Genomic DNA, 23592 nt, shown 5'->3' with positions numbered 1-23592 from the left:
CATGTGTTTGCTCCTCTACCGCGTGGGCAAACTGTCAGCAGACAGGGCGTAAAGGAACGAGTGCGGGCGGTGCCACCCGGCATAAAGAAAGCGTAAAGATCGCGGGCCATGGGCAAAAAAACGGCCAGGCGCCCTGCTCTACAGGTCGTCTGGCCGTATGTGACGCGCTGGCTACGCTGAGGGCGTAGCGCTGAAAGCGTTACTGAAGGGTGCTTTCAGCCTCGCTTTCTTCCAGCAGCATTTCCTCAGCCGGGGTTTCAGGGGCCATGCCCGCCAAACCGCCGCCGCTGCTCATGGCCAGTGCGACGAACTGCTCTACGGTCATCTGCTTGCCGTTGAAAGTCACCTGGTCGTTGGCGTACTGCAGGCTGGAGCTGATGTCCTCGCCCTGCACCACCGCCAGTTCGCTGGCCACCGCCATGCCACTGGCCATGTCACCTACCATCGCAGCCTGCTGGGCAATCGCTTCCTTGTCGGTTTCCCCGGCCAGAGTGGCCTGCACGCCAATTACATCGGCAATCATCGCCTTGGACACCAGCAGTTTGGCATCCAGCTGAGCGATCAGCTGCTTGGCCAGCTCAGGCGCCGGCAGGTCGAATGATGCCGGCTTGTTCAAGTCCAAGCCAAAGCTGAAGCTGCTCTCGCCGTTGGCGGTCTTGAACGCCAGTTTTTCCAGGGCCAGGCCCGGTTTGCCGGCCAGCAGTTTTTCCAGATCGGTCTTGAACAGCGCAGTCTGCTCGTCGGTCAGCTGCGGCATACCGCTTTCACTGTCGACCTTGCCGCTCTGCAGCAGGCTGCCGTACAGCTCGATCATCGACTGCAGAGCCGCGCGTCGAGGTTTTTCACGGTCCAGAGCATTTGCGAGGAGCCGATATCAGTGCCCTGATAGCTGATCATGCCGACGTCATAGCTGTAGCGTGCCGACAGCTGCTGGTTGGCCTCGCTGGTCTCATCACGCTGAACGAAATCCTTGAACAGGATGGGCGCGCTCTCGCCAATCTGCAGCTCGATCTGCTGCAGACGCACCTCGTTCTGTCCCAGGTAGAAGTCGCTGGTACCCTTGCGGGTGTTGCTGGTGAGGTTCATACCCCTGAACTCAAGGCGCATGCTTTCATCGGTGGACAGGGTTGAGGTGACCTTGAAACTGTCCATCACGCCACTGGCGCTGATTTTCTCGACATTCGCGCTGCTGTCGAAGTCGATCTCCAGGCCGCTGAAATCAATCTGGCTCTGTTCATCCAGCGCCATCTGCAGCGGCTGCACACGCAGGTTGCCGCTCATCGAACGGTCATAACCGAGGCTGACCTGGCCCTGCAGCGGCGCACCGCCCTGGCTACCGGCGAACCACTTCTCCAGCTCCGGGCTGCGCTCCAGCGCATAGTTGCTGGTGGCCATAACGGGCAGCAACTTCAGGCTTTGCAACCGCGAAAGCGGGAAAGGCCCATGTTCGATGCGGTCGGTGACTAACCACTCGAAGTTGCTCGGCGATTCGCCATCCAGGCTGCCGGCAAACTGAATGCGATAGCGCGCGTTGCTGCTGAACAGCTGGCGCTCCAGGGAAACCAGCTCGATGCTGGCGCTGAGGCCAAGGGCCGGCAGGGTTTTGCCCATATCCTGGTTGGCTTGCTGAATCGAGGTTTCCAGCACCGCTGGAAGCTGCTGACCGGTGTACCAGGCGCCTGCGGTGCTCAATGCGCCGAGAACGACAACTGCGCCAAGGGCGCTGCCTGCAATTTTCTTCATGGGAGGAGTAATCCTGCGTGTCCGTTATAGGTGTGGGGCTTCCCTGCTACCGCCTGTTGCGGTTTGAGGCGCGGCGTCGGGCTTGCGCACAACGCCTGACTGCGCAAGCCGTGTATCAGCCGGCGAAGCGCAGCAAGGCTACCACCCCGGCTACAGGCGACCAAGGCGCCGCGGGGGAAATTTCCCGAGAATGCCAACCCGCTCGAACACCAGCACGGTTGCACTGCGAACTCAGCTGAGCGGTTTGTCCGCCGGCTCCGCGCTGCTCGCAGCGGCGTTTACAACAGGGCTACCAACCCAGTCACTGAGCAGGCTATACGCCACGGCCAACAGGGTTGGGCCGAGGAACAAGCCCATAAAGCGGAACGCCAGGATGCCGCCAAACACACCAAGCAGCACCACGATCAATGGCAGGTTACCGCCACGACTGATCAGGTACGGCTTGAGGATGTTATCGACGCCGCTGATTACCAGGAAACCCCAGATCAGCAGGAACACACCCATACCGACTTCGCCCTGCCAGAACAACCAGGCTACAGCTGGGCCCCAGATCAGCGGTGGAACCATGATCAGGCTGAAGCCAAACGTCAGAATCCCCAGCACCAGCGCACCGGGTATGCCGGCGATGGTGAAACCGATCCAGGCCAGGATCGCCTGCGCTGCGGCAGTACCGATCACCCCGTTGACCACCCGCTGCACGGTGCCGGCCACCAACTCCAGGTAATGCTCGGCGCGATCGCCGATCAGGCGCTGCAGCAGGCTTTCGGCAAACGCCGCCAGGCGCGGCCCGTCGCGGTAGAAAAAGAACACCAGAATCAGGCTCAGGGCCAATTCCAGCATGCCGCCACCGATCTGCGCACTGCGCGCCAGCAGCCAGTTGCCAACCTGCCCCAGGTACGGCCGCACTGTGGCGAAAAACGCCGCACCCTGCTGGTCGATGGTCATCCAGAAGCCCACCAGGCGCTCACCCACAAGCGGCACGCCAGCCAACCAGGTGGGTGCCGGTGGCAGCCCTTCGACCTGAAAGTCCTTGAGCAAGGCGGTGACATCCTTGATGTGATCCGCAAGGTTGAAGCCCAGCATCACCAATGGCACGGCCACCACCACGGTCCAAACCAGGGTTAGCAGCCCCGCAGCCAGCGCCTGACGGCCACCGAGCAGGCGTGTCAGCACGCGCATCACCGGCCAGCTGGCAAACGACAACAGCGCCGACCAGAACGGTGCCAATACCCACAGGCTGGCACCCAACAGGACCAGCAGGAGAATCTGCACCAGCAAACGATCGTTATTGGCCATTCAACCAGCTCCCTGCACAACGCAAAAAGGCTCTGCCGCATGGGACAGAGCCGGATCAATTAATCACCGCAAGAGTACCGGCAGTAGCGTCTTAGCGCAGCACGTTGAGTTGTACGCCGCTCACGTCAGCATCACCCAGCTCCAGACGGCTGGCACGCACCCGCTGTTCTACCAGCGCATCGCGCCAGGCTTCAGCCTGTGCGCCGCTGATGACGATGCGCAGGGTGCTGTCGAGCTTGAGGCTGCGCGCAAGCAGTTCGACCCAGGCAGCGCTGGGTTCGGCCTGTTTGGCCAAGCGCAGTTCTCCAGTGCTTTTCAGCTGGCGCAGCAGGGTGGCTGGGGTAGGCAAGACGTCCCCCAACGGCGCATTGGCGTTCAGCATCTCGGCATGCAGGTAAGCGCGCTTGTTGCCACGGGTGATGCTGTACAGCGCCAACAAGCTGTCCTGACGTGGCTCAGCGAGACGCAGCAATGCGTACGTTTGCTGGTCATCCGAACCGGTTAGGGTAGCGTTATTGAATACCGCGTTAGCCCATAGACTACTGGAACCGCATTCACGACCCACGCACCAGTAAAGCAACTCGGCGTCCTGGGCTTGCAGATCGCCGCGGGCCTTGGCGAACACCTCATTGGCCGTGTGAGTGCGCGGCAGCTCATAGGTCACGGCGGTCAACTGGCCCTGGGCGGCCACTTCGCGCTCGTAACGCAGAGTGCCGCTGATGCGGCGAATCGCCCCCTGCGGGTAAATGCGCTCCTGTTCGGCAACATCCTTGAAGCTGACAATCTTGCTCCCGGCGAAACGCGGCAGCACGTCCAGATCCTGGCTACCAGCAACATCTGCCCAGACAACGGCGCTGCCCAGCAGCAGACTCAGAGCAAGGCAATAACGATTAAGGCCGCTCATTTGATCAGCATCGCTTGCGCCGCTTTAACGATTTTGTCGCCGTCTGCTTCACGCTGCGGCACCAGCAAGCCGCGCTGCACTGCAGGGCGATCAGCCAGCTCAGCCATCCAGCGCTGCAGATGCTCCAGGCCGTCGACTGAGACGCCGGCCCAATCGTGGATGCGCACCCAGGGATAGGTGGCGATATCGGCGATGCTGTAGTCATCGGCCAGGTACTGCGACTCGCCTAGGCGAGTGTCGAGCACTTCATACAGACGGCGGGTTTCGTGCTGATAACGGTCGATCGGGCCCTGCAGTTTTTCCGGAAAATAGCGAAAAAACACATTGGCCTGCCCCTGCATCGGGCCGAGCCCGCCCATCTGGAACATCAACCACTGGATCACCCGCGAGCGCCCCTTGGCGTCGCTGGGCAGCAGCTGCCCGGTTTTCTCGGCGAGATACAGCAGAATGGCACCGGACTCGAACACGGCGAAATCATCATTGGCGCGGTCAACAATCGCCGGAATGCGGCCATTGGGATTGATCTTGAGAAAAGCCGCAGCCTTCTGTTCCTGCTTGTCGAAACTCAAAGCCTGCACGGTGTACGGCAGTTGTAACTCTTCCAGTGCGATGGACGCTTTATGGCCGTTGGGGGTGGCGGCGGTATACAGGTCGATCATGCGAATCTCCGTGGCTATCGCCCACACCTTTCCCCAGTTGCCTTTACCAAGTCAAGGCGCGCCCAGGAAAGCTTTGAAACAGTCTGCTACCAAGCCCGCCCCAGCGTCGTCATCCAGATGCAGATGATGGCCGCCAGGCAGCTGCGCCACCTCGATGGCCAGGCCCTCGACCAGCTGAGTCATGCTCGGCTGAGCAAGCAACATGCCCTGCTGCGCCATCACCAGTTTGGCCGGGCATTGCAGGCTGCGCACAAACGCCAACGCATGGGCCTGGGTCAGGCGCAGCGGCGATGGCAGCGTCAGGCGGCTGTCGGTGCGCCAGGTATAACCACCGGGCACCGGCATCAGGCCACGCTGAGCGAGCAATTCTGCGGCTTCACGGCTGACCGCCCCTACCCCGCGCATCCGCGCTTGCACGGCCCGGTCGAACTCGGCATACACCGGCTTGCTCTTGCCCGCCAGGGCCAGCTGCGCCTTGAGCGCTTCGCCGAGTTTCTGTGGCGCCGTGTCCGGCTCACCGGTGTAGGGAATCAGCCCGTCAATCAGCGCCAGGCGTTCGATCCGCTCCGGCATCGCCCCGGCCAGCAACACCGAAACGATCGCGCCCATGGAATGCCCGAGCAGAGAAAAGCGCTGCCAGCCGAACTGTTCGGCGACCTGCAGCACATCATGGGCATAGTCCCAGATGGCGTAACCGGCGCCTGGCGGACGATGCTCAGAATGGCCGTGGCCGGCAAAATCCAGGGCCACAATGCGCAGCCCAGGCAACAACGGCGCCAGGCGGGAAAAGCTGGCGGCATTGTCCAGCCAGCCGTGCAGAGCAATCACCGGCACGCCGTCTTCCGGGCCATACAGATGGGCAGCCAGCTCGATATGCGGCAGGCGCAGACGGACTTCTTCAAAATTCAGGCTCATGCGCTTTGCTCGCTCGCGGGTTGCCCGGCCCAGCGCTGGAACAGCTTTTTCAGCAACTCCGCCGTATCTTGTGGGCGCTCCAGAGGAAACATATGCCCGCCGGGCAGGGTCAGGTATTCACCCTTCGGCACGCGGCGCACCAGATGGGCGTGATGCGGCAGTACCACCCGGCTATGGCGGCCACGCACCATGGCCAGCGGCACCTTCAACTGCTGCGGCCGACCCGGGCTGGTATGCGGCACGCTGCGGTAGATGCTGATTTCCGTAGCCGGATCAAAGCGCAGGCGCAGGTTACTACCCGCCGCTTGCAGACCGTGTTGCACATAGGCATCCAGGCATTCGGGATCGAAACGGCGGAACAGGCCCTTGCCGGCGAAATAGCCGCGTGCTTCGGCCAGGTCGAAAAACTCCTCACGCCGGCCCAGCGTGCGCCCTGCCGGGGTGATGCGGTCGATAAAGCCAAAGCGTTTGGCTGCGCGAATCACCATCTTGTCGGCCAGGGTCAGCACTGGCGAGTCGAGCATCACTACGCCCAGATACAGCTCGGGACGCAACAAGGCGGCATGGTAATGCAGCACGCCACCCAAGGAATGACCAACACCCCAGACCGGTTGCCGGCTGGCTTCGAGGTGGTGAATCAGCTCATCGACCAGATTGCTCCAGTTGTCATTCACCGGGAAACGCGGGTCATGCCCATGCTGCTCCAGGTGCTGCACCGAGTAGTCAGGCGCCAGCGCGGCAAACAGCTTGCCGTAGGTGGCCGAGGGAAAGCCGTTGGCATGGGCGAAGAATACGGACTGGGTCATGGCGGCGGGCTTATCAGGGAAGTTGCCAACGATTGTCCGGCAGTGCTTGAGATGCAGCAATGACAAAACGGCCAGTGAATGACGGCACTATAGCCAAAGCTGATGGGAGGCCCGCCAACGAATAGCGCGGGCGGCCCTCAGCGTTGCGCCGGACCGTTCTCAGCCAACGGCACAATGGCCATGGTCAGCCGGGAAATGCAGCTGGCCTTGCCATCCTCGCCACTCAGGCGGATATCCCATACATGGGTGGTACGCCCCAGATGCACCGCGCGGGCGACCGCAGTCACCCGGCCGCTGCGCAAGCCGCGCAGGTGATTGGCGTTTACTTCCAGGCCAACACAGTAGAACTTGCTGCTGTCGATGCACAGATGGCTGGCGGTGGAGCCAAGGGTTTCCGCCAGCACCACCGACGCGCCGCCATGCAGCAGGCCGTAGGGTTGGTGAGTACGTGAGTCGACCACCATGCTGGCGGTCAGCGACTCGTCGTCGAAGGCGTCAAAGCGGATATCCAGTTGCTCGCCGATGGTGTTTTTCAGAAAGCCATTGAGCTGAGCCAGGTTCGGGGTTTGCTGCCAGAGGGCCATAGTCAGTCCTTTAAGGTCGATTCAGCCAGAACGTGGCCGGCATACAAGTATGCCGGCCACGTGCCTGATCACTCGTGCCAGAGCACCGCTTCGCTGCGAGTGGTCCACTCGTCGAAGCGTTCACCATAGGTGCCTTCAACCACCGCGCGTTTGATCTTCAGAGTCGGGGTGAGGAAGCCGTTATCCACCGCCCACACCTCTTTGACCAGCACCAGGCGTTGCAGGCGCTCATGCTTGTCGAGATTCTGATTGACCTCTTCCAGTAGTTTTTTCAGGCTGCTTTCCAGCTCGCCACGCGCGCCGTTGAGGGCTTCGCTGCGGCCTACATCAGAAAGCACACAGAGTGCCATCGGCTGGGCCATGCCATCGCCGACCACACACACCTGTTCGATGCGCGAGTGCTCGCCCAGGCGGTTTTCAATGGGTGCCGGAGCAACGTATTTGCCCTTGCTGGTCTTGAAGATTTCCTTGATCCGCCCGGTCAGGCGCAGGTTACCCTCGGCATCCTGTTCGCCCTTGTCGCCAGTGCGCAGGAAGCCATCCGGGGTGATGGTTTCTGCAGTCTTTTCCGGGTCCTTGTAGTAGCCCTGCATGGTCGCACCGCTGCGCACCTGCACTTCGCCATCCTCTGCAATCCGCACCTCGACGCCGGGGCTGTTCTGGCCGATCCAGCCCTGTTTGAACTTGCCTGGCCGGCATACGTGCGAGTAACCGCAGTTCTCGGTCATGCCATAGACCTCCAGCACATCCAGGCCCAGGCGCTTGTACCAGTTGAGCAGTGCCTCAGGCACCGGCGCCGCGCCAGACAGCGCATAGCGCACAGCGTCCAGACCCAAGCCGACCAGTACCTTTTTGCCGACGATACGCCCAATAATCGGCAGCTTGAGCAGGAAGTCCAGTTTCTCGGCCGGCATCTTGCTGTAGACGCCCATCTGGAACTTGGTCCAGAACCGTGGCACGCCAAACATCACCGTTGGCCGCGCGCGCTTGAGGTCTTCGAGGAAGGTGTCCAGGCTCTCGGCAAAGAAGATCGTCTGTCCGGCGTAGATCGACGCCAGTTCGACAAACATACGCTCGGCCACATGGCACAGCGGCAGGTAGGACAGCACCCGGTCATTCTCGCCAACGCCAAACAGCTCAGTGGCGTGGCTGGCGGCGAAGCCGAAATTGCTGAAGTGATGCATCACCCCTTTCGGCGTGCCGGTGGTGCCGGAGGTGTAGATGATGGTGGCAAGCTGGTCGGCAGCCGCCTTGGGGTTGTCCTGAATCGGCGTACAGCCCTGCAGGTCATCCCAGGTAAAGCTGAATTCGCCCTGCGGGCGCAGCGGCAGGCCGATAGTAGGCACGCCCTCAGGCACACCCGCCAACATGGATGGCCAATCATCCAGCTTGCCGACGAACACCAGTGCGGCCTCGGAATGGCGCAACACCTGACCAACCGATTCGGCGGTGAGGTTGGGATACAACGGCACCGAAACGTGACCAGCCATCCAGATCGCCAGGTCGGTGACAATCCAGTGCGCACAGTTCTTGGAAATGATCGCGATGCGGCTGCCCTGTGGCAGTTCGCGGCTGCGCAGCCAGTTGGCCGCACGGCGCGCCTGCTCGCCGACGTCGGCCCAACTCAGTTCCTGCAGCTGACCACCCGGCAGCGGCTGCACCATGTAGCGTTTATTCGGGTGCCGAGCCTCGCGCTCATAAAACACCTCAAGCGGCAAACGGATTGCATCAGCCACAGGGCTTCCTCCTTTATTGTTTTTGTGGAGCCAACCAAGCAATTGCTTGGTCGGACTATTCCACGCACAAAGGCGGCCCGCAAGAGGAGAAATGTTTCGGCGTGTAGTAAGCCGTCAGCGCTGCGCCGGGTGCTTGTGGAGCGACAATTTCATTAACCCGGCCAGCAGATCATCACCTTCCAGCAACGCCAGGCTGGCGGTGTTCATGGGCAGCGGTTGCTGGCGATGGCCATGAATCAGCAAGCCCGCCAAGGCGCCAACCAGCGGTTGATGGGTAACCAGCAACAGCTCGTCGAACGCATAGCCGTCCAGCTCGCGCAGCGTCTGGCGCAGGTCACTCTCCGGCGTTAGCCAGGGCACAGTCTGCCGGCTACCGCTAAAGGCCAAAACGTCGCAGGCCAGATCGGCCGTCTGCTGCGCCCGGACATAGGGGCTGACCAGAACGGCCTGCAATGGCCGGTCCAGCAAGTGCGCAGCTGCCTCACGCACCTGCTGCCGACCATGGGCAGTCAGGTTGCGCTCGGCATCAGTGCGTGCAGTCGATTCGGCTTCACCGTGGCGCAGCAGCCACAGCTTCACCGCCCTGCCCCCATCAACCGACCAGTCAAAGCTTCGGTTCTTCGTCACGCACTGGGTGGGCCGCCGCCGGAATGCTGTGCGGAGTCTCACCTTGTGGTGCTTGCGGGGTAGGCCAGTCGGCAAAAGGCCAGGGTTTTTCATCGCTATTGAAGGTGCCAAAGCGACCGATCTGCGCCAGGTACTGGCTCAAGCTGTCACCAAAGCTCAGCAGACCGGCATTCGGCGCACCGTAAAACAAGCGGTAACCAAGCTGCAGCAACACCACGGCGCCCAGGAGGATTTCCGCCAGTTGCCAGACAATGGTGAAGATCACCATCCAGAGGATGCGCAGTAGAATCGATTCGCGCTGCAGTTCCTGATTGTCATCACTCATGCTCATCTCCTTGCAGGGTTTAGAAAGCTAAATCTTAGAAACCGGTGGTGGGAATAAAGTCGACGTCGGTCTTCGGCTCACCACTCATAAGTGCGCCGATCACCTGATTCAGCGTGCGCCCCTCGAACAGAATGGCATGCAGACCTGCGACTAACGGCATGTAGACCTGCAACTCTTCAGCCTTGGCTTTCAGCACCTTGAGGGTGTTTACCCCTTCCGCCACTTCACCCAGACGCGTTACAGCATCCTCCAGGCTCAGCCCCTCACCGAGGGCGAAACCGACCTGATAGTTGCGGCTTTTCGCCGAGGAGCAGGTGACGATCAGATCGCCCACCCCGGCCAGCCCGAGGAAAGTCATGGGATTGGCGCCCAGTTTGACCGCAAAGCGGGTCATTTCCGCCAATGCGCGAGTAATCAGCATGCTTTTGGTGTTTTCGCCCATGTCCATGGCCGCCGCCATACCGGCAATGATCGCGTAGACGTTCTTCAGCGCCCCGCCCAGTTCGACGCCAAAACGGTCGCCACTGGCGTACACGCGGAAGGTACGGCCGTGCAACGCGGCCTGCACTTGCTGGCAGAGATCTTCGTCCTCGCTGGCGACGACCGAAGCAGTCAGCGCATGCTCGGCCACTTCACGCGCCAGATTCGGGCCAGACAGCACGCCTATGCGCGCCTGCGGAGCAATGTCTTCGAGAATCTGGCTCATCAGCAGAAAACTCTGCGCCTCGATGCCCTTGGTGGTGCTCACCAGCAACTTGCCGCTCAGCAGCTCGGCCACCGGCTGCAAGGCCTGGCGCAAAGCACTGGAGGGCAAGGCCACGAAAATAAGCTGACAAGCCTTCAGGGTCGCGCTCAGGTCAGTTACCGGGTCAACGCCTGAGTGAATCTTGATGCCTTTGAGGTAACGCGGATTTTCACGGGTCAGCCGAATCGCCTGGGCCTGTTGTGGGTCGCGCATCCAGTGCAGGACGTGCTGGCCATTCTCGGCCAGCAAATTAGCAATCGCAGTGCCGAAGCTACCGCCGCCAAGCACTGCGATGGGGTGCTGATCAGTCATAACGCATCCGTGGTAAACCATTGAAAGTGGCGAATCGCTCGCATTATACGGCGACACCTGTATGCAGCCAGCTTTTAGCAGGTTGCCTGGCACTGGCAAAGCCAGGCAGCTCAGTTAACATGCAGCCTTTTAAAACGCAAACAAGGTTGTGGCGTGATCTATAGCACCCAAGCCCGGCTTCACCCTAAGGTCGTGAAAAATCGGCCAGCTCTCCAGCGCTCGCAAGTTCTGCGCAGCAGCGGAGTGGCCCGATGATTCTGCGCCGCGGCTGGAATATCCATACCCGTACTCAACTGATCAGTGTCGGCCCCGCCCTGTTGCTGACCCTGCTGCTCACCGGATTCTTCACCTTTGCCCGCCTGCAGGACCTGCGTCAGGAGCTCAACCACAACGGCCAGCTGATCGCCAGCCAGTTGGCCCCGGCCAGCACCTACGGGGTGATTTCCGGCAACCTCGATGTCCTCGATGCCCTGCTGCAAGCCACGTTGAAGACCCCGCATGTGCGCTTCCTTGAAGTACGCGACCACACCGGCAAGATTCTCGTCTACGTCGAACAGACACCCGGCAGCGGCCACGCCAGTAGCCTGGTTGAGGTATTCCAGGCGCCGATCCATCTGCAACGCGCGGCATTAAACAGTCCCACTCAGCAAACGTTGACCGATGACTACCTGGGTTATGTCGTCGTGGGCATGTCCAACGATGCCTTCAACACCCGCCAGCAGGAAATCCTCTTCAAGGCCACCCTGATCGCCCTGTTTGCCCTGGTACTGACCTTTCTTCTCGCTCGCCGCCTGGCCCGCCATCTGTCACAACCGCTTAGCGCCATGGGCGAAGCGGTTAGCGCGATTCAGGCCGGCAACTACCAGACCACTCTGCCCGAAGTCGGTGAAGGGGAATTGCAGGCGCTGGCGCGGCATATCAACAACCTCGCCCACGGCCTGGCCAGCGCAAGTGAAGAACAACAACGGGCCATGGCCCTGCTGATTCAAGCGCGCGAACAGTCGGAGCTGGCCAACCGTGCCAAATCCGATTTCCTGGCGATGATGAGCCACGAGTTGCGCACACCGATGAATGGCGTACTGGGCATGCTGCAGTTGCTGGAAACCACGGAAATGACCCAGGAGCAGGCGGAATACGCCGCCCTGGCCACCGAGTCCACCGAGCACCTGTTGAAAGTCATCAACGATATTCTCGATTTCTCGCGCATCGAACGCGGTGCGCTGGAACTGGAGCGCATCCCTTTCAGCCTGCTCGACCTGCTGCAAAGCTCGATTCAGGTATTCCAACACAGCGCCCAGCAGCGAGGCCTGCAATTGCTCTTGGACACGCAGAGCGGGCTGGAGCAGCTGCAGGTACAGGTACAGGGCGACCCAACGCGGATTCGGCAGATTCTGGTCAACCTGATCGGCAACGCCCTGAAATTCACCGAAAGCGGCAGTATCCGCGTACACAGCACCTGGCAGGCGCTGGACAACCAGGTACTGTGGTTCAGCTGCGCGGTACACGACAGCGGCATCGGCATCTCCCCCGAGCGCCTGGAACATATGTTCGATGCCTTCCAGCAGGCCGACACTTCTATTTCAAGACGTTACGGAGGCACCGGGCTGGGTTTGCCCATTGCCCGCACCCTTGCCGAGCGCATGGGCGGCACCCTGCGCGCGGTCAGCCAGGAAGGCCAGGGCTCGGTATTTACCCTGGAAGTGCCACTGCCCTTTTCCCAGCAGGTCGCACCTGCTGTCAGCGACGCACCACTGCCAGCAGACCAGGGTAAAGGCCAGCCGGTGCTGCTGGTCGAAGACAACCCGGTCAACCAGACCGTAGATTGAGGCGATGCTGCGCAGCCTGGGCTATCAGGTAAGTCTGGTCGGCGATGGTGCCCAGGCCGTGCATCAGGTCAGCCAGCAGAGATATGCAGCAATTCTGATGGATTGCCGCCTGCCAATCATGGATGGCTACGAGGCCACGCGGCAGATCCGCCGCCTGCCGGGCTGCGCCGAATTGCCGATCATCGCCCTGACCGCCAATGCCCTGCAGGGCGACCGCGAGGCCTGCCTGCAATCGGGCATGAATGACTACCTGGCAAAACCCTTCAAACGGGCTGATTTGCAGCGAATCCTGCAACGCTGGCTGCCCTCTCGACCTTTGACGGGTAGTCAAGAAGGCTCAACTGCTGCAGGCTAGAGCCATGGGCTATGACAGGCCAACAAGAGCGGAGTACAACTGTACTCACAAGGCTGTGACTTTCACCACAACGCAACAGTCTATGACTAGGCTGTTGGCAGGCGCAGAGGCTGCGTCGCCAGCCAGGATGATTCGCCCAGCCTTGGCGCATGGGACAAATTGAGGAGCTCGCATGACAAAACAAAACGCCTTCACCCGGGAAGAACTGCTCGCTTGCAGTCGCGGCGAACTATTCGGCCCAGGTAATGCGCAACTGCCCGCGCCGAACATGCTGATGATCGATCGCATCACTCACATCAGCGACACCGGCGGCAAGTACGGCAAGGGCGAAATTGTCGCCGAGCTCGATATCACTCCTGACCTGTGGTTCTTCGCCTGCCACTTTGAAGGCGATCCGGTAATGCCAGGCTGCCTGGGCTTGGATGCCATGTGGCAGCTGGTGGGTTTCCACCTCGGCTGGCAGGGCAATCCCGGCCGCGGCCGCGCCCTCGGTTCGGGTGAAGTGAAATTCTTCGGCCAGGTCCTGCCGACCGCCAAGAAAGTCACCTACAACATTCAGATCAAACGCACCATCGCCCGCTCCCTGGTCCTGGCTATCGCCGACGGTACCGTCAGCGTTGATGGCCGCGAAATCTACAGCGCCGAAGGCCTGCGGGTTGGCCTGTTCACTTCTACCGACAATTTCTAAAGGACTTATCGCATGCGTCGCGTCGTGATTACCGGCCTGGGCATCGTTTCCTGCCTGGGCAATGACAAAGCCACCGTCTCTGCCAACCTGCGTGCTGGCAAGTCAGGCATCCGCTTCAACCCTGCCTATGCCGAAATGGGCCTGCGCAGCCAGGTATCCGGTTCCGTTGACCTGAACCTGGAAGAGCTGATTGATCGCAAGGTCTATCGCTTTATGGGTGATGCGGCGGCATTTGCCTACCTGTCTATGGAACAGGCGATCAAAGATTCGGGCCTCAGTGCTGAAGAAATTTCCAACCCACGGGTGGGCCTGATTGCAGGCTCCGGCGGCGCGTCGACCTTCAACCAGATGGAGGCCATGGACATCCTGCGCGAAAAGGGCGTCAAGCGCGTTGGCCCGTACCGCGTGCCGCGCACCATGGGCAGCACCGTTTCCGCCTGCCTGGCCACACCGTTCAAGATCAAGGGCGTCAACTACTCGATCTCTTCGGCCTGCGCCACCAGCGCCCATTGCATCGGTAATGCCATGGGGCAGATCCAGCTGGGCAAACAGGATGTAGTGTTTGCCGGCGGCGGTGAAGAAGAACATTGGAGCCAGAGCTTCCTGTTCGACGCCATGGGCGCCCTCTCCACCCAGTACAACGAAACCCCGGAAAAAGCCTCGCGTGCCTACGACTCCAAGCGTGACGGTTTCGTTATCGCCGGCGGTGGCGGCATGGTGGTGGTCGAAGAACTGGAGCACGCCCTCAAGCGCGGCGCCAAGATCTACGCCGAAATCGTCGGCTACGGCGCCACCAGCGACGGCTATGACATGGTTGCCCCAAGCGGCGAAGGCGCAGTGCGCTGCATGCAGCAAGCCCTGGCCACCGTCGATACCCCTATCGATTACCTGAACACCCACGGCACCTCGACTCCAGTCGGCGACGTCGCGGAAAGCCGCGCAGTACGCGAAGTGTTCGGTGCCAAGGCGCCAACCATCAGCTCGACCAAGAGCCTCTCGGGCCACAGCCTGGGCGCCGCCGGCGTGCAGGAAGCGATCTACTGCATGCTGATGATGGAAGGCAACTTTATCGCTGGCTCGGTCAACATCGACGAAGTCGACCCGGAAATCGCCGACCTGCCGATCCAGCGCAGTACCGTCGAGAATGCCAAGCTCGACACCGTGATGAGCAACAGCTTTGGCTTCGGTGGTACCAACGCCACTCTGGTGCTCAAGCGCTGGGCAGGCCAATAAGCCTCGCCCTGTGTTTGCAGCATAAAAAGGCCATCCCTCGGGATGGCCTTTTTTATTGTGCTTTACTCGGAGCTCACTCAGATAGAGAAGCGCGCTACCAGTGCATTGAGGTCCACCGCCAGACGTGACAACTCCTGGCTGGCTGCACTGGTCTGGTTGGCCCCGGCCGAAGACTGCATCGACAGATCACGGATATTCACCAGATTGCGATCCACTTCGCGGGCCACCTGAGCCTGCTCTTCCGAAGCGCTGGCAATCACCAGGTTACGCTCGTTGATCTGCGAAATCGCAGCCGCAATCTCATCCAGCGCCTGGCCTGCAGCCTTGGCTACATCCAGAGTTGAACGCGCCCGGCTGTTGCTGTTCTGCATGGAGCTCACCGCTTTGTCGGTGCCCTGCTGAATGCCGCTGACCATTTGCTCGATTTAACGGGTCGACTGCTGGGTGCGATGCGCCAGGGCCCGCACCTCATCGGCTACCACGGCAAAACCGCGCCCGGCTTCACCTGCCCGCGCGGCTTCAATCGCGGCGTTCAGCGCCAGCAGATTGGCCTGCTCGGCAATCGAACGGATCACATCCAGTACCTTGCTGATATCGCGCACCTGCCCGGCCAGCTGCTCAACTTCGGAGGCGGTATGGGTCACGTCATCAGCCAGGTTACTGATCGATTCGACAGTCTGGCGCACCTGCTCGCGGCCATGCTGGGCCGTGCGGTTGGACTCACTGGATGCCTCAGAGGTGCTGACGGCATTACGCGCGACCTCTTCCACGGCACTGGTCATTTGATTGACCGCTGTAGCCGCCTGCTCGATTTCATTGTTCTGCTGGTGTAAGCCGCGGGTCGAGTCCTCGGTCACCGCACTGAGTTCTTCTGACGCCGAGGCCAGCTGCGTGGAGGAGTCGGAAATATTCCTGATGGTGCTGCGCAGGCTCTGCTGCATGCTTTTCAAGGCACTCAATAAACGCGCCGGCTCATCACTGCCCTGCACCTCGATGGGTTGGGTCAGGTTGCCGCTTGCCACCACTTCGGCCACCCGTACCGCCTCGCTCAGCGGCGCAACGATACTGCGGGTCAGCAGCAGTGCCAGGATCACCGTCAGGCCAAGTGCCAGAGCAATCATCACGATTACCCACCAACGCGAGCGTTCAAATACCTCATCGGCATTTTTGGCAGCGGCGGTGGCGCCAACCCGGTTCAACTCAGACAGTTCAGCCAGGGCCTTGGCCATGCTGTCGGCGTGGCCGTTGAGCGAGCCGTGGGCGACCGCTAGTGCAGCGTCCAAGTCATTTTTCTTTAACGCATCAACGATCCTGTTTTGCTCCTGCAGATAACTGCTCTCAGCCTGCTTGAAGCGCCCGTAAAGAGTCTTTTCCTCTGCACTGGAAATCAGCTTTTCATATTCACGTTGGGCTTTGTGTAAGAGGCCTCGGAACTCTTCCATTCTGGCGATGTTCTGCTTGGTCGATGACTCATCGCTGTTGAGCATTGAGCGCAGGGCCAGTGCCCGTAGCCGCAGCAGATCCTGATTCATCTCTGCCAGACTCAGGATACTGGGCAACCAGTTCCCATTTATCTGCTCCGACTGCTTGTTCATTTCGCTCATCTGCAGCAACGAAAAGCTACCGAGCAGCAGAACCAGTAGCGCCACCAGGCCAAAGCCCAGCGACGCTCTGGGCGCAATATTGAGATTTCTTAGGGTCATCACGGCAGTCCTTTACAGTTCTGAAGCAGCTTATTCGATAGCGTATGGCCATTATCCTTATGAATGCCTTAAGACCTTCAGCCAATATCTACAGATACAGCTATCGACTCACTCTTAGCCTTCTTGACCTATCGATCATAAAAAACCCGAGCCTGGGCTCGGGTTCAGCGTGAAAACTTCAGCTAACTTCAACGCACGATAAAGCGCTGCTCCAGCAACTTGCGATCATCTTGGAACACCATAAAGTGCCACTCACCGGGCACCACTTCATGCCGCTCGGTGAACTCAAAGGCCATGACATCCTGCGGCGCCCCGGGAACCAGCTTTTGCGTCACAACGAATTTGTCGTGACGCGTGCCTTGTGGAGTGACCACGCCAGGGGTGAGGTACAGCAACGTCAGCGGCGAGTCTTCTGCCACTTTGCCAACCAATGTGTAACGCATGCCGAACTTGGCAGGAATTACTTCGCCTTGCTCAATCTGCTGGTTACTGCGGGTCAACACCCGCTCACCTTCCTGAAAGTCCTGATAATCGCTGGCGAAAACGCCGTGCTCGACCGGGCCGTCTACCCGGACTTCGGCCTGCGCCAGGCTGCTGATCAACACAAGTGCGGCCAGGGCACTAAAACGGGTGTATTGCATGTCGCGCTCCTTTTTTAGATGGCGCGAGCCTATGACACCCGTATGACAGAGCAATGACAGCCCTACTCTGCCAGATCGGTCTGAACCCGGCGCGGCAGCACCGCGAGAAAGTTATCGCGTGCCACCTGCTGCGCGACATCCTCAGGCAAGGCATCGAGAAACGGCTTAAAACCGCTCATATAGTCCGCCAAGCTGGTGAAGCGTCCGACCACATCGGAGCCGAGCATAAAGCGCGCCGGATAGCTGCTGACCAGCTTCACCCAGGCAGGATCAGGCTTGCCGTCAGCATCCAGCAGATAGGGCTGCAGCACAGTCCAGGACAGATCGATATACAGATTGGGATACTGCTTGAGCATCCGTTCAAGCGTAGGCAACAAGAATTCCAGCTTTTCCTGGTGCCGATGAACTTCCATGCTGGTACCAGCATGCGCCCAGATAAATCGCACATGCGGATGGTTGCGCAGCGGGTCCTCGATTTCCTGCAGGTAGAGCGGATTGCGCTCACGCTTGGACGTGATATTGGAGTGCAGCATCACCGGCAGATCATACTCGGCAGCCAGATGGAAGACCCGCGCCAAAGCCTCGTTGTTAGCCCGCGGCGCATCACCATGAATCAGCGCGGTGAGGTCGTCATGCCGGGTGAAAATCTCGCCGATGCCTTGCCACAGGCCAGGATCGAGCTCGAGCATGCGGCGGATATGCGCATCGGCATTCTTGTCATTCGGGTTGAAGCCGGAGAGAAATGGATGCAGACGCTTGCGCTGCTCGGCGGGCACCTGCTTATAGGCATGCGCCACCAGTACATCGGTGGCGCTGTACCAATAGGCGTTGGCATCGTCGCCGGCGTAGTAACGTGGCCGCTTGGGTTCGTCTTCATGCCACTTCTTCGCCACCGGAATGCCCGAGAGCATCACATGCTCGATATTGCCGGCGGCCATCTGCTCGAACAGTTCGGTCATTCCCGCGCTTTCCTGAAAGAAGTCGACATAGTGCAGATGAGCATCGCTAAAGCGGTAATCGCGTGCCAGCGCCAGCGGACTACAGACAGTGACGAGAACAGCCAGACTCAACGCAAGTCGCTTCAAACCCCAACCCTCCGGAAGACGTGAGCACAATTGACTCACTACACTGAGCTCTAGTTCAGAAACCAGGATTGCAGCAATGGCTTCAGCTTCGACACACCGACCATGCACCTGGCCAAACTCCCTGCAGACACTGCTGGTTCTTGCCTTTCTCTTGCTGCCCACAAGCCATGCGACAGAGCGCCTGAACTACCCATTGCACTCAGACGGCATTGATCCCGAAGCCTATGCCCTGGCGCTGCTGAGCGTAGCGCTGGAGCGCACGCCCGGACGCTACCGGCTGCAACCCACACCGGTGCCCATGGCACAAAGCCGCGCGCTGCTGGCCATCGAGCACGACAGCAAAAGCGTGCAGGTGATGTGGACCATGACCACCCGGGAGCGTGAAGCCCGCCTGCTGCCAATCCGTATCCCGATCTACCGTGGCCTGATCGGCTGGCGTGTGCTGATGCAGCGCGGTAATGCGGCCGAGCAGCTGGCTTCGGTAGAAAACCTCGATGAGCTCAAGCGCTTCAACTTCGGCCAACGCCACGACTGGCCGGACACCGCGATTCTGCGTGCCAATGGCCTGAAAGTAGTCACCAGCCAGCACTACCGCGGTTTGTTCCAGATGCTCGCCGCCGGACGCTTCGATCTGTTTCCCCGCGAAGTGGTGGTGGCCTGGCAGGAACAGGCGCGAGCCGTAGAAGACGGGCTGGCGCTGAGTATCGACAACCACCTGTTGCTGCATTACCCAACCGCGTTCTACTTTTTTACCTCGCGCAACCGTGCGGACCTGGCCGCCGATATCGAACGCGGGCTGGAAGCGATGATTGCCGATGGCAGCTTTCAGCGCCTGTTCGAGCAATACCACGGCGATACCCTGCGCCAGGCCAACTTGCATCAGCGGCGCATCATTGAACTGCACAACCCCGACCTGCCCCCAGCAACGCCATTTGCCCGCAAAGAATTATGGTTTCAGCCCAAGGAGCTCAAATGATCAGCATCAGCAACGAAAAAGGCCTGCTGCAGCGCATCAGCATCGGCCCGCACACCTTGCACAGCGACGTCTCGGTGGAGCTGGGTGGTGAAGGGTCGGCCCCCGAACCCCATGACCTGTTCGATGCTGCGCTGGGCGCGTGCAAGGCGCTGACCCTGGCGCTGTATGCCAAACAACGTGGTTTGCCGCTTGAAGGCCCCGACGTAAAGCTCAACCGCGATGACAGCCAGGAGCGTCAGGGCATCTACCGCCTGGACGTAGAACTGACCCTGCACGGCGCGCTGGATGACGCGCAACGCCAGCAATTGCTGCGCGTCGCCGATAAATGCCCGATCCACAAACTGTTGACCAGCAGCACGGTCGAGGTCAGCACTCAGCTGAGCAAGGGCGTCTGATGAACGACTTTCTGCTGATCCAGCCACGCCCGGAAAACCTCGGCGGGCAACCTATCCTGCGCCCCCTGCCCTCGGCCAAGTGCCGCAGCGTTGGGCCGTTCGTGTTCTTTGACCATATTCTGGAAAACACCTACCCGGCCGGCAGCGGCATGAATATCAACCAGCACCCGCATATCGGCCTGTCCACCCTCACCTACCTGTTCGAGGGGCAACTGCAGCACAAGGACAGCCTCGGCTCGAATCAGCTGGTCAGCCCCGGCGAAGTCAGCTGGATGACCGCAGGCCGTGCCGTCGCGCATGTCGAGCGCACACCGCAAACGCTGTGGGAAAGCGGCTCGCACATGCATGGCCTGCAGGTCTGGCTGGCCATGCCCACCGCCGAGGAGCAAGGCGAACCCCGCTACAGCCATCACGCAGCCGACAGCCTGCCGCGCAGTAGCAGTATGGGCGTGGACATCTGCCTGATTGCCGGCACCGGTTTCTGCCTGCAATCACAGGTACCGGTGCTGTCGCCCACTATCTACGCCGAGATCAAACTGGCCGCAGGTAGCGCACTGCAAATCCCTGCCGAGCATGCCGAACGCGCGCTGTACCTGATTGATGGCGAGGCCACCCTGGATGACCATCAACTGCCATTGCGTGGCCTGCTGGTGCTGCCTGACGGCGAGACCTACACCCTCAGCGCCTGCAGCGAGAGCCACCTGATGTTGATTGGTGGGGCACCGATTGGTCCACGCCGAATCAACTGGAATTTTGTCGCCAGCGATCCGGCGCTGATCGAGCAAGCCCGCCAGCGCTGGGCCGCACAGGACTGGCCAAGCGTGCCTGGCGAAACCGCACGCATCGAGCTGCCGCGCTGACGGAGAAGATTTGTTGCACTCGCACGACATCCAAAGCGCAGGTGCTCGGGTATAACCCTTGGCACGCTCACACATTCAAAAACCCTGTGCATGGCGCAGCCGCTGTTTGATTACGAAAGCCATCTGGAAGCCTGCGCCCGGCAGGACGATCGCGCATTCCAGGCGCTCTACCAACAGGAGGCCGCGCAGATGCTCGGGTTGGCCATCACCCTGCTCGGCCGCCGTGATCAAGCCGAAGACTGCGTGCACGATGCCTTTGTGCAAATCTGGCGCAACGCCCAGCGCTTTCAGCGGGCGCTTGGCAGCGGCCGTGCGTGGATCTACAGCATCCTGCGCTACCGCGCGCTGAATCAGTTGCGCAGCCGTGGCCGTACGCTGGAGATGGATGACGACTTTATCGAGCGCGCCGCCGATGACAGCCCGCAGGCCGCCGAACTGCTTGAACAACAGGGCGAACAGCAACAACTGGGTCGTTGCCTGCAAAGTATCGAACGCAACCGCCGTCACCCGATTCTGCTGGCTTTCTACCGTGGCCTGACCCATGAACAGATCGCCAACCGCCTGACCACCCCGCTGGGCACCATCAAGGACCGTATTCGCACAGGCCTGCGCGCACTGCAGGAGTGTTTACAAGCATGATTCCGCAGCAACCTGCCGAACGCCGCGCCTTGATCGGCGAATATATCCTGGGCCTGCTCGATGAGGCCGAAGCCGCTGAGGTGCGCGAGCTGATCGAGCACGACAGCGAAGCCGCGCAAATGGCCCTGCAGTGGCAACAGCACTTTCTCGAACTGAGCGACCAATTGCCGCCACAGACACCCTCAGCGCAACTGTGGCAACGCCTACAGGACAGCCTCGGCCTGACGCCGGCCGTTAGCCGGGTGAGTACCTGGCTGGCCTGGTGGCAGAGCCTGACCACCTGGCGTCTGACCAGCGCCGCTCTGGCACTCGCCCTGATCGTCGTACTTATGCCTGATCTGTGGCGCACGGATATGCCTGGCAACAGCTACACCGTGGTGCTGCAAGCCCCCGGGGAAGCGGCCAAACCCGGCTGGTGATGCATGTGGATGGCACTGGCAGCCTGCGTCTGCAACCACTGCTGGACGATCAAATTCCGGCCGATCGTTCCGTGCAATTCTGGACGTTGATCGACCCAACCATCGGCCCGCGCTCGTTGGGCCTGGTCGAACCGGGTAAGCCGTTGCAACTGTCTGCCGAGCAGATTTGCGCGGTACAAGCCGGCCAACTATTCGAACTGACGCTGGAACCGGCCGGCGGCTCGCCGAAGGATCGGCCAACCGGCAAGGTGCTGTATATCGGCCGCGCGGTGATGGCTTCGGTCAACTGAGGTCATTTGCAAAAAACTGAATTTATTTTCAGGCAGCGACATCCAGACGTTCTCTCGTGGGTATAGCTATCAGGTGTTTCATCGAGGCACCTGCAAGGCCGGCAATGTTCGGCCTTGTATCGATGCTGGATAACCACAGATGAGAGGACGCTTATGAACAGGCTCAATACCCTGCTGACAACAGCCGTTGCCACTGCCACCCTCAGCCTCGCCGCCGGCACTGCCAGCGCAGCAACGCTGCTGGCCCTTGGCGCCGACGGCCAGCTGTTCAAGGTCGACAGCGCCAGTCAGAAAGTCACTGGCACGATGGCTACCAACAGCCCAAGCCCACTGCGCGGCATCGATGTACGTCCGGCCAACGGTATGCTCTATGCCCTGGGCGGTGACAATCAGCTCTACACCCTGGACCAGGCTACTGGCGCCGCCAGCAAGGTCGCCAGTCTGAACAAGCAGCTACCAGGCCGCGGTCAGGCGGTGATCGACTTCAATCCGGTCGCCGACAAACTGCGCATGCTCGCCGCCGACGGCACTAACTTCCGCGTCAATGTCGAAGCGGGTGAAGTGGTAGTCGACGGTTCAGTGGCCTACGCGGCTGACGGCGCCTTTGCAGGTAAAAGTGCACAGGTGGTGGCAGGTGCCTATACCAACTCCTATGCCGGTACCCAGGCTACCTCGCTGTACAACTTTGATATCGCCAGCATCAGCCTGATGCTGCAGAACCCGCCAAACGATGGCATTCAGCAAGTGGTTGGCATGGTCGCCGATGGCCTGAAGAACGCGGCGATGGACATCGCCAGCGACGGTAAGGGTGGCAACACTGCCTACCTGCTGACCGGCACCACGTTGCACACCCTGGATCTGGCCACGGGTAAGCCGACCACTCTGGGAGAGGTTGCCGACCTGCCGGGCAATATCATCGATATCGCCGTGTTGCCAGGTATGTAAATCCACATGTGGGAAGGCCGCCGGGCCTTCCCGCTTACGCCTTACTGGGCGAAGACTTCCGCGAACAGATCATCCATGGCCTTAAAGGCGCGCGTGGCCACCACCGGGTGGTACTCATTGCGCCCCGGCACATTGGCCACCGGATTGGTGAAGGAATGCACCGCACCGCCGTAGCTGACCAACTGCCAATCGGCTTTCGCCGCTTTCATTTCCGCAATAAAGCCATCGACCTGCGTCTGCGGCACTGCCGGATCGTCAGCGCCATGCAGCACCAGAACCGGTGCCTTGATGTTCTGTGCGTCATTCGGATTGGGGGTATCCAGATTGCCGTGGAACGAGACAAAGCCTTTCAGGTCTGCGCCGGAACGCGCCAGCTCCAGCACCGCACCGCCGCCAAAACAGAAACCGATCGCCCCCAGCTTACTGACATCCAGCGCCACCTGCGCAGTTTGCGTCTTGAGCACCGCCACCGCGGCTTGCGCACGTTTACGCATCAGCGGCCGGTCGCTGCGCACCAGGGTCGCGGCGGCCTTGGCTTCATCGGCATTTTTCGGGCGTACGGCCTTGCCGTACATGTCAGCCATAAACACCACGTATTTATCGCTGGCCGCGCGGGCGGCCTTCTTCGCCGAACCCTCGGTAACGCCCAGCCAGTTGGGCACCATCAGCAGTCCGGGGCGCGGCGTGGTCACCGCATCGTCGTAGATCAGCAAGCCTTCGAAGGCTTCACCATCGATCTCATAAGGCACCGGGTTGACCACCACAGCGGCTTCAGCAAAACCGATCATGCCGGCACACAGCAAGGGCAACAGGGTTTTCGTGGACATGGCGAGGCTCCTCGGGATGGATTAAGCGCAGCGACAACCATAGACCGCCACCGGGTGA

The 23592-nt window shown here is 60.6% G+C and carries 21 protein-coding genes and 4 pseudogenes; 10 read left to right on the top strand and 15 right to left on the bottom strand.

Going from position 1 to position 23592, the window contains the following annotated elements:
* Positions 1–199: 199 nt before the first annotated feature.
* The 11 genes and pseudogenes from BLW24_RS26670 to BLW24_RS19695 all read right to left on the bottom strand — a co-directional run bounded on the left by BLW24_RS26670 (position 200) and on the right by BLW24_RS19695 (position 10652).
* Positions 200–1743, bottom strand: a pseudogene (locus BLW24_RS26670) (YdgA family protein).
* A 231-nt stretch (positions 1744–1974) separates the two neighbouring features.
* Positions 1975–3039 (bottom strand): AI-2E family transporter, encoded by a 1065-nt coding sequence (locus BLW24_RS19740; RefSeq protein ID WP_090386235.1) that lies wholly within the window; start codon positions 3037–3039, stop codon positions 1975–1977.
* A gap of 91 nt (positions 3040–3130) precedes the next feature.
* Complete coding sequence (locus tag BLW24_RS19735) at positions 3131–3943, bottom strand: DUF4892 domain-containing protein (protein ID WP_090386232.1); 813 nt, start codon at positions 3941–3943, stop codon at positions 3131–3133.
* Positions 3940–4602 (bottom strand): glutathione S-transferase family protein, encoded by a 663-nt coding sequence (locus tag BLW24_RS19730; protein WP_090386229.1) that lies wholly within the window; start codon positions 4600–4602, stop codon positions 3940–3942. The genes BLW24_RS19735 and BLW24_RS19730 overlap by 4 nt, the downstream gene beginning before the upstream one ends.
* Before the next feature lie 51 nt (positions 4603–4653).
* A complete protein-coding gene (locus BLW24_RS19725; RefSeq protein WP_090386223.1) occupies positions 4654–5517 on the bottom strand; it encodes an alpha/beta fold hydrolase in 864 nt (287 codons plus the stop codon).
* A 6-nt stretch (positions 5518–5523) separates the two neighbouring features.
* A pseudogene (locus tag BLW24_RS19720) lies at positions 5524–6323 on the bottom strand (alpha/beta fold hydrolase); the annotation flags it as partial.
* Between the two features lie 137 nt (positions 6324–6460).
* A complete protein-coding gene (locus BLW24_RS19715; protein WP_090386217.1) occupies positions 6461–6907 on the bottom strand; it encodes a hotdog fold thioesterase in 447 nt (148 codons plus the stop codon).
* A gap of 68 nt (positions 6908–6975) precedes the next feature.
* Entirely contained in the window at positions 6976–8643 is a 1668-nt protein-coding gene (locus BLW24_RS19710) for an AMP-binding protein (protein WP_090386215.1), read from the bottom strand.
* Between the two features lie 114 nt (positions 8644–8757).
* Entirely contained in the window at positions 8758–9222 is a 465-nt protein-coding gene (sixA, locus tag BLW24_RS19705; protein WP_090386212.1) for a phosphohistidine phosphatase SixA, read from the bottom strand.
* A 25-nt stretch (positions 9223–9247) separates the two neighbouring features.
* Positions 9248–9595 carry a DUF4389 domain-containing protein gene (locus BLW24_RS19700; protein WP_090386208.1) on the bottom strand — a complete coding sequence of 116 codons (348 nt, stop codon included), beginning with the start codon at positions 9593–9595 and terminating at the stop codon, positions 9248–9250.
* A 34-nt stretch (positions 9596–9629) separates the two neighbouring features.
* Positions 9630–10652: an NAD(P)H-dependent glycerol-3-phosphate dehydrogenase gene (locus BLW24_RS19695; RefSeq protein ID WP_090386205.1), complete on the bottom strand. Its 1023-nt coding sequence runs from the start codon at positions 10650–10652 to the stop codon at positions 9630–9632.
* 251 nt (positions 10653–10903) lie between these two features.
* On the opposite strand from BLW24_RS19695, the pseudogene BLW24_RS19690 reads away from it, so the two are divergent.
* The 3 genes and pseudogenes from BLW24_RS19690 to fabB all read left to right on the top strand — a co-directional run bounded on the left by BLW24_RS19690 (position 10904) and on the right by fabB (position 14754).
* Positions 10904–12833, top strand: a pseudogene (locus tag BLW24_RS19690) (ATP-binding protein).
* 172 nt (positions 12834–13005) lie between these two features.
* Complete coding sequence (gene fabA / locus BLW24_RS19685) at positions 13006–13521, top strand: 3-hydroxyacyl-[acyl-carrier-protein] dehydratase FabA (RefSeq protein WP_090386203.1); 516 nt, start codon at positions 13006–13008, stop codon at positions 13519–13521.
* A 12-nt stretch (positions 13522–13533) separates the two neighbouring features.
* Complete coding sequence (gene fabB / locus BLW24_RS19680) at positions 13534–14754, top strand: beta-ketoacyl-ACP synthase I (protein ID WP_090386200.1); 1221 nt, start codon at positions 13534–13536, stop codon at positions 14752–14754.
* 77 nt (positions 14755–14831) lie between these two features.
* Here fabB and BLW24_RS19675 read toward each other — a convergent pair.
* The 3 genes and pseudogenes from BLW24_RS19675 to BLW24_RS19665 form a co-directional block, all read right to left on the bottom strand.
* Positions 14832–16457 (bottom strand): annotated as a pseudogene (locus tag BLW24_RS19675) (methyl-accepting chemotaxis protein).
* 188 nt (positions 16458–16645) lie between these two features.
* Positions 16646–17098, bottom strand: a complete 453-nt coding sequence (locus BLW24_RS19670; protein WP_090386197.1) for a DUF3859 domain-containing protein — start codon at positions 17096–17098, stop codon at positions 16646–16648.
* Between the two features lie 62 nt (positions 17099–17160).
* Positions 17161–18183: an amidohydrolase family protein gene (locus BLW24_RS19665; protein ID WP_090386194.1), complete on the bottom strand. Its 1023-nt coding sequence runs from the start codon at positions 18181–18183 to the stop codon at positions 17161–17163.
* A gap of 151 nt (positions 18184–18334) precedes the next feature.
* Here BLW24_RS19665 and BLW24_RS19660 point away from each other — a divergent pair, with 151 nt between their 5' ends.
* The 7 genes from BLW24_RS19660 to BLW24_RS19635 all read left to right on the top strand — a co-directional run bounded on the left by BLW24_RS19660 (position 18335) and on the right by BLW24_RS19635 (position 22707).
* Positions 18335–19159 carry a substrate-binding periplasmic protein gene (locus tag BLW24_RS19660; RefSeq protein ID WP_208600199.1) on the top strand — a complete coding sequence of 275 codons (825 nt, stop codon included), beginning with the start codon at positions 18335–18337 and terminating at the stop codon, positions 19157–19159.
* Complete coding sequence (locus BLW24_RS19655) at positions 19156–19554, top strand: OsmC family protein (RefSeq protein ID WP_090386189.1); 399 nt, start codon at positions 19156–19158, stop codon at positions 19552–19554. The genes BLW24_RS19660 and BLW24_RS19655 overlap by 4 nt, the downstream gene beginning before the upstream one ends.
* A complete protein-coding gene (locus tag BLW24_RS19650; RefSeq protein ID WP_090386186.1) occupies positions 19554–20414 on the top strand; it encodes a pirin family protein in 861 nt (286 codons plus the stop codon). The genes BLW24_RS19655 and BLW24_RS19650 overlap by 1 nt, the downstream gene beginning before the upstream one ends.
* Positions 20415–20504: 90 nt before the next feature.
* On the top strand, positions 20505–21053 hold the full coding sequence (locus tag BLW24_RS19645; protein WP_090386178.1) for a sigma-70 family RNA polymerase sigma factor: 549 nt from the start codon (positions 20505–20507) through the stop codon (positions 21051–21053).
* Entirely contained in the window at positions 21050–21472 is a 423-nt protein-coding gene (locus BLW24_RS26665) for a hypothetical protein (protein ID WP_244161218.1), read from the top strand. The genes BLW24_RS19645 and BLW24_RS26665 overlap by 4 nt, the downstream gene beginning before the upstream one ends.
* Positions 21472–21762, top strand: coding sequence for an anti-sigma factor domain-containing protein (locus BLW24_RS26660; RefSeq protein WP_244161289.1), 291 nt, complete (start codon positions 21472–21474; stop codon positions 21760–21762). Before BLW24_RS26665 ends, BLW24_RS26660 begins: the two co-directional genes overlap by 1 nt.
* A gap of 153 nt (positions 21763–21915) precedes the next feature.
* A complete protein-coding gene (locus BLW24_RS19635) occupies positions 21916–22707 on the top strand; it encodes a DUF4394 domain-containing protein (RefSeq protein ID WP_090386175.1) in 792 nt (263 codons plus the stop codon).
* 41 nt (positions 22708–22748) lie between these two features.
* On the opposite strand, the gene BLW24_RS19630 is transcribed toward BLW24_RS19635, so the two are convergent.
* A complete protein-coding gene (locus BLW24_RS19630; RefSeq protein WP_090386172.1) occupies positions 22749–23534 on the bottom strand; it encodes a dienelactone hydrolase family protein in 786 nt (261 codons plus the stop codon).
* Positions 23535–23592 lie beyond the last annotated feature (58 nt).

Source organism: Pseudomonas anguilliseptica, assembly GCF_900105355.1.
GTDB lineage: Bacteria > Pseudomonadota > Gammaproteobacteria > Pseudomonadales > Pseudomonadaceae > Aquipseudomonas > Aquipseudomonas anguilliseptica.
This window is presented reverse-complemented; position numbering and strand designations above follow the sequence as displayed.